9 protein-coding genes are annotated in these 7,350 nt (G+C 39.8%); 3 read left to right on the top strand and 6 right to left on the bottom strand.

Going from position 1 to position 7,350, the window contains the following annotated elements:
- Positions 1–192: 192 nt before the first annotated feature.
- From ABFC84_14725 to ABFC84_14710, 4 genes are all read right to left on the bottom strand, one after another.
- Positions 193–564, bottom strand: coding sequence for a hypothetical protein (locus ABFC84_14725; GenBank protein ID MEN6413994.1), 372 nt, complete (start codon positions 562–564; stop codon positions 193–195).
- Positions 565–627: 63 nt separating this feature from the next.
- A complete protein-coding gene (locus ABFC84_14720) occupies positions 628–1,080 on the bottom strand; it encodes a MarR family transcriptional regulator (GenBank protein MEN6413993.1) in 453 nt (150 codons plus the stop codon).
- A gap of 2 nt (positions 1,081–1,082) precedes the next feature.
- Positions 1,083–1,508: a polyketide cyclase gene (locus tag ABFC84_14715; GenBank protein ID MEN6413992.1), complete on the bottom strand. Its 426-nt coding sequence runs from the start codon at positions 1,506–1,508 to the stop codon at positions 1,083–1,085.
- Positions 1,509–1,618: 110 nt separating this feature from the next.
- Positions 1,619–2,485 (bottom strand): LysR family transcriptional regulator, encoded by an 867-nt coding sequence (locus tag ABFC84_14710; protein ID MEN6413991.1) that lies wholly within the window; start codon positions 2,483–2,485, stop codon positions 1,619–1,621.
- Between the two features lie 115 nt (positions 2,486–2,600).
- Here ABFC84_14710 and ABFC84_14705 point away from each other — a divergent pair, with 115 nt between their 5' ends.
- On the top strand, positions 2,601–3,332 hold the full coding sequence (locus ABFC84_14705) for a hypothetical protein (protein MEN6413990.1): 732 nt from the start codon (positions 2,601–2,603) through the stop codon (positions 3,330–3,332).
- 218 nt (positions 3,333–3,550) lie between these two features.
- Here the strand turns inward: ABFC84_14705 and ABFC84_14700 are convergent, their stop codons facing one another.
- Positions 3,551–5,050, bottom strand: a complete 1,500-nt coding sequence (locus ABFC84_14700) for a sigma 54-interacting transcriptional regulator (GenBank protein MEN6413989.1) — start codon at positions 5,048–5,050, stop codon at positions 3,551–3,553.
- Positions 5,051–5,322: 272 nt separating this feature from the next.
- The gene (gene tdh / locus ABFC84_14695; GenBank protein MEN6413988.1) at positions 5,323–6,363 is read right to left on the bottom strand and encodes an L-threonine 3-dehydrogenase; all 1,041 of its coding nucleotides are present in this window, start codon (positions 6,361–6,363) and stop codon (positions 5,323–5,325) included.
- A 448-nt stretch (positions 6,364–6,811) separates the two neighbouring features.
- Here tdh and ABFC84_14690 point away from each other — a divergent pair, with 448 nt between their 5' ends.
- Both ABFC84_14690 and ABFC84_14685 read left to right on the top strand, forming a co-directional pair.
- The gene (locus tag ABFC84_14690; GenBank protein ID MEN6413987.1) at positions 6,812–7,087 is read left to right on the top strand and encodes a transposase; all 276 of its coding nucleotides are present in this window, start codon (positions 6,812–6,814) and stop codon (positions 7,085–7,087) included.
- A gap of 28 nt (positions 7,088–7,115) precedes the next feature.
- A partial coding sequence (locus tag ABFC84_14685; GenBank protein MEN6413986.1) for a transposase occupies positions 7,116–7,350 on the top strand: 235 nt, incomplete at its 3' end.

Below are 7,350 nucleotides of genomic sequence, written 5' to 3'. Positions count from 1 at the left end.
GCAGCCGTGAGTTTTCTGTATCGTGTAGCATAATCTCCTATTTACTATATCCCTTTTATTGGCAGATGACAATCTGTCTGTTTGTGGTGCTCAAAAATAGACAGAAAAGACAGGGAGGCCATTATTTTTCAATCTCTCTGTCTTTTCCGTTGTTTCTTTGTCGTTTTGTTTTCTTAACTTAATGACATTGTCTTAGAGAGGGCTTTTTTGTTTTTTAAGAAGGGATTTTTCATTTGCTGTAATTTTACCAGGGTCAGTCTGATTCATCTTTCTTCGTTTATTCCACCTTATTCCGTAATAAATGATAGTCCCCGGAATGGTAATGAACGGCAATAATAGTAACGCCATCAGATAAGCTATTACTTTAATCGCTTTATTGGCACGGGCAATTTTTTTATCATTAGCTGCCATCTTTTCCGCACAACTTGGACAAACCTCCCGATTGTCGTCGCAGTTTTCGCCGCAAATAGGACATTTCATTTGCTCACCCTCTCGAATTTTCAGCATCCACGACAATCGAACTTTTTCTATCCGATTTCCCTGGATGATTTTTTTATATTTCAACAATATCATTTGTATATACCGGCAAAAAGTTACTCTTGTCAAAAATAATATTAATAGAATCCGTTATATTGTATTTTTTGAACTTAACTTTTTTAATAAATCCATAAAGTACGTTTTATCAGATTGAAGAACTCCAAAAAAGTCATCATCAATTTTTTCGATTAAAGGAACTGCCTGAGCAATTTTCTCTTGCCCTTTAGCCAGTAATATAATTATATTAGCTCGTGTGTCAGATGGATGTTGCCTTTTATGAATCAGCTTTTTCTTTTCAAGTAGTCTCAATATTTGCGATGTTGTCATGGTGTCTATTTCAGATTGGGTCGCAATCATTGTTTGTGTCACATTTTCGCAATGGATTTGTAAGTAGGCTGTAACAGTAAGTATGACAAATTGAGGGTGGGTTAATCCAATAGGTCGTAATGCTTTTTTTATTTGAGTATGCCAATTATTATATGCTCTAATGAACAAAAGTCCGGGGCTTTTGGCAGAATTATCCTTAAATTTAGAAGGAAACATTGTTATGCCTCAACCGCTTTTTTTATTGATAGAACTGCTCGTGGAGTATCTCCGAAGATTTGTGATAAGAAATTGACATCTTCTTCAGAAACATTTCCGCTAATTTTTTCTAATTTCATACTATGTTTTACAAGTGTTTTATTACCGTATCTCGTAAGTGTATGTCCAACACATATTGCCATTCCGGTACCAGGAATTTCTGTTCGATCCCAAAATTCTTGATTTGGAACAACCGAAGTAAGTGTAAAAGACATTGCCGGTTGACCTTCTAATTTCATAGTACCGGAGCTGCCAGTTATAAATTCTCCATCAAGTGTAATATGTTCTAAATCTGATTCCCATTTAAAACGATTTTTTACATTAGTATACATCTTCCAAATTTTTTCTGGGCTTGCATTTATTTCTGTTTGAAATGTAAATTCGGTCATTGTGGATCAATCCTTTCTTAAATTAATAAGTATTTATATTATAATTACACTTATGATGTAAATCAAGAGAATCCTTTCAACAAAATCAGAAACCGTGTTTTATTTGATTGCTAACCGCTGACATTGATTAAATCAATAAACTTGGCTATGGCAGAAGTTTGAATTGCATTTTTTCTTTGTATCAGCATTGTTGTGGAATTTCGTAGATGAGAAGGCAGTTCATAGGCGGTTAAAGTACCTGCTCGAATCTTGTCTTCTACTACGGATTTGGGTAGCAAAGAAATCCCCATACCAGACGATACTCCGCCAACAATAGCCTCCAGCGATCCAAACTCAAATCGCTTCAAGGGTAGCGATTGATTCTCCAACAGATACCGTTCCAATAATGAGCGATAAGTGCAGCCAGAAGGAAAAACTAATATGGTTCTATTTTTCAAGATCTCTGAAATGCTTTGTGTATCTTGCCCTCTTTCAGCAACTAAAACCATCTCTTCTCTGAAGGCTTCGATTTCGCTAATTTCGGGATGGTTGACAGGCGCCGCGACAAATGCCATGTCGAGATGGTACTTTAAAACTTGATTGATTAAGGATTCGGTAGTTCCAGTCAAAAGTGATAGCTCGACCTTGTCATATAAGGAATGATATTTTTTGAGCAGTGAAGGAAGATGAATCGCGGCGGTAGTTTCCATTGAGCCAATTCTCAGCAAACCGCCTTGGACTTCATTTGGACTCAAGCGGCGGTATAACTCTTCCAGGAGTTGTGTAATCTTTAGCCCTTGCTCTAAAAATATTTGACCGGCGGGAGTGAGCTGCACGCCCTTTGCATCACGATAAAATAATTTTACGTTCAGTTTTGCTTCCAGCTTTCGGATACGAGCCGTAACACTAGATTGTGCATATCCCAGTGTTTCCGCTGCTTGGGTCATGGAGCCATGTAAAGCTACTTCGCGGAATATTTTTATGTCGTCTGAATCCATTTTTATCAGCTCCCATAGATAAATCCGATTACTACTATGGAATTTAATCGCTTCTATTAGTGACTATTTTATAGTAACATAAAGCTATAGTCTTAGGCTAGAGGGAGGAAGCATGATGATGGACATTAGAAACTATATATATGTGGCAAGCTGTGTGTTTACCAGAGAAGAGCCAGCCCTGAGCGTAAAAGTTCAAAATTATTTGAAGCAGCGATTTGATATGCAGATAATAAGATGCTGTGTTCCCAACTACAAAGACTTTACGGCTGATATGCCGAAATGGCTACAGCCTCGCTGGAGCGGCATTCCCGATTACAAGGACTTTACTGCGGATAACACAATGGTATATGTATGTCATAATTGTGCGGCCATTTTTCAGGAAACGCTGCCAGAAGTGAAACGACTTTCGCTGTGGGAACTTATTTTGAATGATTCAGAATTTCCGTTTCCTGATTATTCGCATGAAAGAATGACATTACAGGATTGCTGGCGTTCCTATGATAACCATTCTGAACAGGAGGCTGTCCGCGCGTTGTTGCAAAAAATGAATGTGGCTGTCGTGGAGCAAGCGGAGAATTACGAAAAAACGCAGTTCTGCGGCATATCTTTATATTCACCTCCGCCAAAGCGGAATCTTGATTTCGCACCGAAAAGATTCGTTGAAAATGCAAAGGGAAAATTTATTCCGCGGACAAAAGAAGAGCAGCTAAAATTGATGCAGGAACACTGCCAGAAAATCACCACCGATAAAGTGGTGGCCTACTGTCATTATTGTGTCAAAGGACTCAAGCTTGGCGGAAAACAGGCAAAGCATCTGGCAAGTTTGTTATTTGACACCCAAGAATAGCGAAAAACAAAAATGCGGGGACAGGGAGGCTGTTTTTTAAAACAGCCTCCCTGTCCCCGCATTTCCTGTCCAGATGATGCGCCGCGCATATTCCCGGCGTCCTGCCTGATAGGAAAATTCGCCATAGCGAACTATGAGTTTTTCAGGGTGGAGTGCGGCCGCTGCTAGCACTTCTTCTTGCAAATGAAAAGCTTTTTCATGAAGCACGCGGGTATCTTTCAGTCGTATTGCATTGTATTTATTTTTAGCCCAAGTTTTTTAATCTTCCGAACGATAGTAGATTGATTAATGCCTAATAAATTCGCCATTTTGTAGCTATTATAACCATCCGCTATTAATTTTTCAAAAATTTTACGTTCAACATTATCTAAAATTGTTTTTAGCCCATTTTCCTTACTAACATTCTTTTGTAGTACGAGTATTTTTTTAAAATCAACATTGGATACCATGTAATCTGGTAACATCGACATGGTAATTTGCTCATTCGGTGCCAACACCACAAGCCTTTCCAGCAGGTTCTCCATTTCACGGATATTTCCCGGCCAATCGTAACTGATAAATGCGTTGATAACTCCATGCGATAATGTATTGGCTGTTTTATATTTTTTGTTCAATCTTTTTATAAAATAGTTTGCTAAAGGAAAGATATCATCCTTCCTTTCATTCAGCGAAGGAATTTTTAGCCCTACTACATTCAATCGATAAAATAAATCTTTACGAAACTTTTTCTCCCGTATCATCTCTGCAAGATTTCGGTTCGTAGCCGCTATTACCCTGGCATTAAGGCAGATTTCCTTCGTTCCGCCGACCCGAGTAAATTTCATATCTTGCAGCACTCCCAGCAGTTTAGCCTGAAGAGCTAACGGCAGTTCCCCAATCTCATCTAAAAACAGCGTTCCACCTATCGCTATTTCAAAAATACCAGTCTTACCTGATTTTGATGCGCTGGTAAACGCTCCTTTTTCGTAGCCAAACAACTCGCTTTCCAGCAAGTTCTCCGGGATTGAACCACAATTTACTTTAACAAAAGGTCCCCCTTTTACTTCACTATTCTCATGGATGGTGCGTGCTAATACTTCCTTGCCAGTTCCTGAGTCCCCTGTTATTAAAACGGTAACTTCCCTGGCGGCAATTTTTAAAGCTGTTTCAACAATATCCTTCATAACAGAACTTTCGGCAACCATCCCTTTGATTTTGACATCCTGGCTGCGCAAGTGAAGAATCTCAGAATAATATCGATTAGATAACTCTTTTACCTCTTCTATTTGAGACTTGAGATTTATAAGCTCAGTCATATCGCGTGCGTTAGCAATAACTCGAATAATATTCCCATCTTTATCAAAAACCGGATTAGAAGTAATTAATACCTTTTTACCACTTTCAAGTACGGGCATGGTTGTTTCTTGCTTGCGAGATTTAAGGACTTTTAAAGTCGCAGAATCAGACATATATTTTTGCGGCTGTATACCCATTAATTTCTCCGCATCAATGCCAGTTATTCGGCAATAAGAATCGTTATATCTGATCCCAATCCCGTTCCCATCAGAAACAAAAATACCGTCATGTGAAAACTTAAAAATTGCATCTAGCTCACGATTCGTTTCTTCCAACTCTTTTATATACTTCAACAAATATTTCTGGTCGTTGTTTCTCTTTTTCTTTTTAATAATTTCCTTAAATGGCAAAATTACTTTTTTTATTTGATGATTCTTATTCATAGAAGACATGGGTGTTCTCCTTCCTGTATATATTTCACTGTATATCCAGATTTGAAAACTGTATACCCAAGCTATAACGCAATGTGTGCAAAAAAGGTGCTGCTTATAAGTCATACCTCTCTTAATTCCCTCTAAAGAAGAATTTTACGTGACGAAGAAATCACCCTCTAAAAAACGTCAGCTACAAATCAAATGAGCCTTAATTCAGGTAGGGCCTGAATTAAGGCTGAATGTTAGTCGAATTTATCCAGCGGCTTGGTCATCGGATAAAATTATGGCACAAACACGACCTTGCACGCTTTACCGGACTTGGCAAGATCAACGCCTTCCTGCCATCTCTCCAAAGGCAGTGTATGAGTAATGATCGGGTCGATATTGATTTTCCCGGCGGCCAGCATGTTTTCCATCTGGGTCCATGTCTCAAACATCTTCCGGCCATGTATGCCAATAATTTTGGCTTCCTTGAAAACCACATCAGGACCAAGATCCATCTCCAACGGCTTTGACGGCAATCCGATAAGTGCCATGCGTCCTCCTTTTCGCAAATACTTCAATGATTGTTTCATAGCCCCGACATTTCCCGATGCCTCAATCACTGCATCCGTTCCAAAGCCGTCAGTCTCACGCAGCACAATATCCCGTATATCTTTCTTCAATGGATTTAAGACTGTGGAAGCGCCAACACTGGTAGCAATAGCCAACCGGTCTTCACTGATATCAACAGCAATGATCTTGGAAGCGCCAAAGGCAGCGGCGGAAGATATGGCAAACAAACCGATTGGTCCACAGCCGATTACTACAAGGCTAGCGCCGTTTAAGTCCATTTCATGCGCCGCTCTTAATGCCGTTCCCAAAGGTTCCATTACAGCTCCGTGAGCTTCCGGGATAGAGACCGGAATCCGTCTGGCGCATACTGCCGGAATTACGGCAAATTCGGCAAAACACCCATCTGTATGCACTCCCCAGAGTTTCAAATTATTACAGATATGCTGCATTCCATTCATGCATTGATAACACCGGTCGCAAGGTATATGTGTTTCCCCTGCCACTTTATCGCCGATTTTGTGAGTCGTAACAGCAGTGCCAACTGATACAACCTCACCACAAAATTCATGTCCCATAATATAAGGTAGGTTTATCCCGGCATTCTGTGCCCATTGATTCCATTCTAAGATATGCAAATCGGTTCCACAAAGAGCTGCCGCCTTTACTTTAACCAGCAATTCATTTGGCCCCGGCGTTGGTACCGGTACTTTTTTTATGGATTGCCCTGCGGGACTGTCCTTTACCAAAGCTTTCATCATTGTGGTCATATTTCTTCAACTCCTTATCTCTTTCCTTTATTTTTTAAACCGCTGCCTATTCGTTACAGCAACATTCTCCCTAATAGAATGCAATTTTCATGCCAACGCATTCAATGCCCGAAATGCTCAGATTATTCAGTATTTATTGCCTTTTCCGATGCATCTTTGCATTTGCTTTTTCCTGTGCTCGCTACTATCCAAGCAAACTATAAGCTTGTTATCCAATGCATTTTTACATTAAATGCAAAAATACATTGAATAATAAGTAATATAAACCAAGGGGCTGTTGCACTAAGCAGAAATTAACCTGCTTAATGCAGCAGCTTTTTTATGGAAAAAAATAATCCCCAGACTCAACAGCCTGAGGATTGCGTGTTAAAATTTATTTATGCCAATAAACAAATTAACACATAAAAATTATACAAATCTGGGGAATATTTTTCAACTAAAACTTCCCTTGAATATCGAAATTCTTATCCCTGAAGACGACTCTGTCAGGTTGCTCGGACAAATTATTGAGGAGATGGATGTACACGAGATTTACCAGTCCTATTCCCGCTTGCGGAAAAATCAGCCAACCCCAAGACAGATGCTCAAGATTTTAGTTTACGCCTACATGAACCGTATCTACTCTTCTCGCCAGATTGAGCTTGCCTGCAGGCGCGATATCAATTTTATGTATCTGAAGGACGCAACAGTAAGCTCCCGCTTTGGGAAAGAGCAAACATTTTGAAGTTGCTAAAACCTTTCAGGCAAAACGGATGGAATCTTTACAACGCATCGTGAGCGAAGAAGGCCAATTGCTCAGAATGAATCGAAGTATTCAATCCGAAGGTGCTTTTGGTGAGGTAAAATGGAATATGCAGTTTCGGCGTTTTTTGTGCCGGGGTACGGAAAATGTATTGGCCGAAAGCATCCTGCTCGGACTCGCGCATAATGTGAACAAGCTGCATTCGAAGATACAGCACGGGCATTGTGGAGAATACCTTCATCCGT

This window comes from Veillonellales bacterium, assembly GCA_039680175.1.
Classification (GTDB): domain Bacteria; phylum Bacillota; class Negativicutes; order JAAYSF01; family JAAYSF01; genus JBDKTO01.
This window is presented reverse-complemented; position numbering and strand designations above follow the sequence as displayed.

Coding starts and splice junctions, on each gene's coding strand:
- ABFC84_14720 (MEN6413993.1), bottom strand. CDS start 1,080: ATGTTTCCTTCTAAATTTAAGGATAATTCTGCCAAAAGCCCCGGACTT.
- ABFC84_14715 (MEN6413992.1), bottom strand. CDS start 1,508: ATGACCGAATTTACATTTCAAACAGAAATAAATGCAAGCCCAGAAAAA.
- ABFC84_14710 (MEN6413991.1), bottom strand. CDS start 2,485: ATGGATTCAGACGACATAAAAATATTCCGCGAAGTAGCTTTACATGGC.
- ABFC84_14705 (MEN6413990.1), top strand. CDS start 2,601: ATGATGGACATTAGAAACTATATATATGTGGCAAGCTGTGTGTTTACC.
- ABFC84_14700 (MEN6413989.1), bottom strand. CDS start 5,050: ATGAATAAGAATCATCAAATAAAAAAAGTAATTTTGCCATTTAAGGAA.
- tdh (MEN6413988.1), bottom strand. CDS start 6,363: ATGACCACAATGATGAAAGCTTTGGTAAAGGACAGTCCCGCAGGGCAA.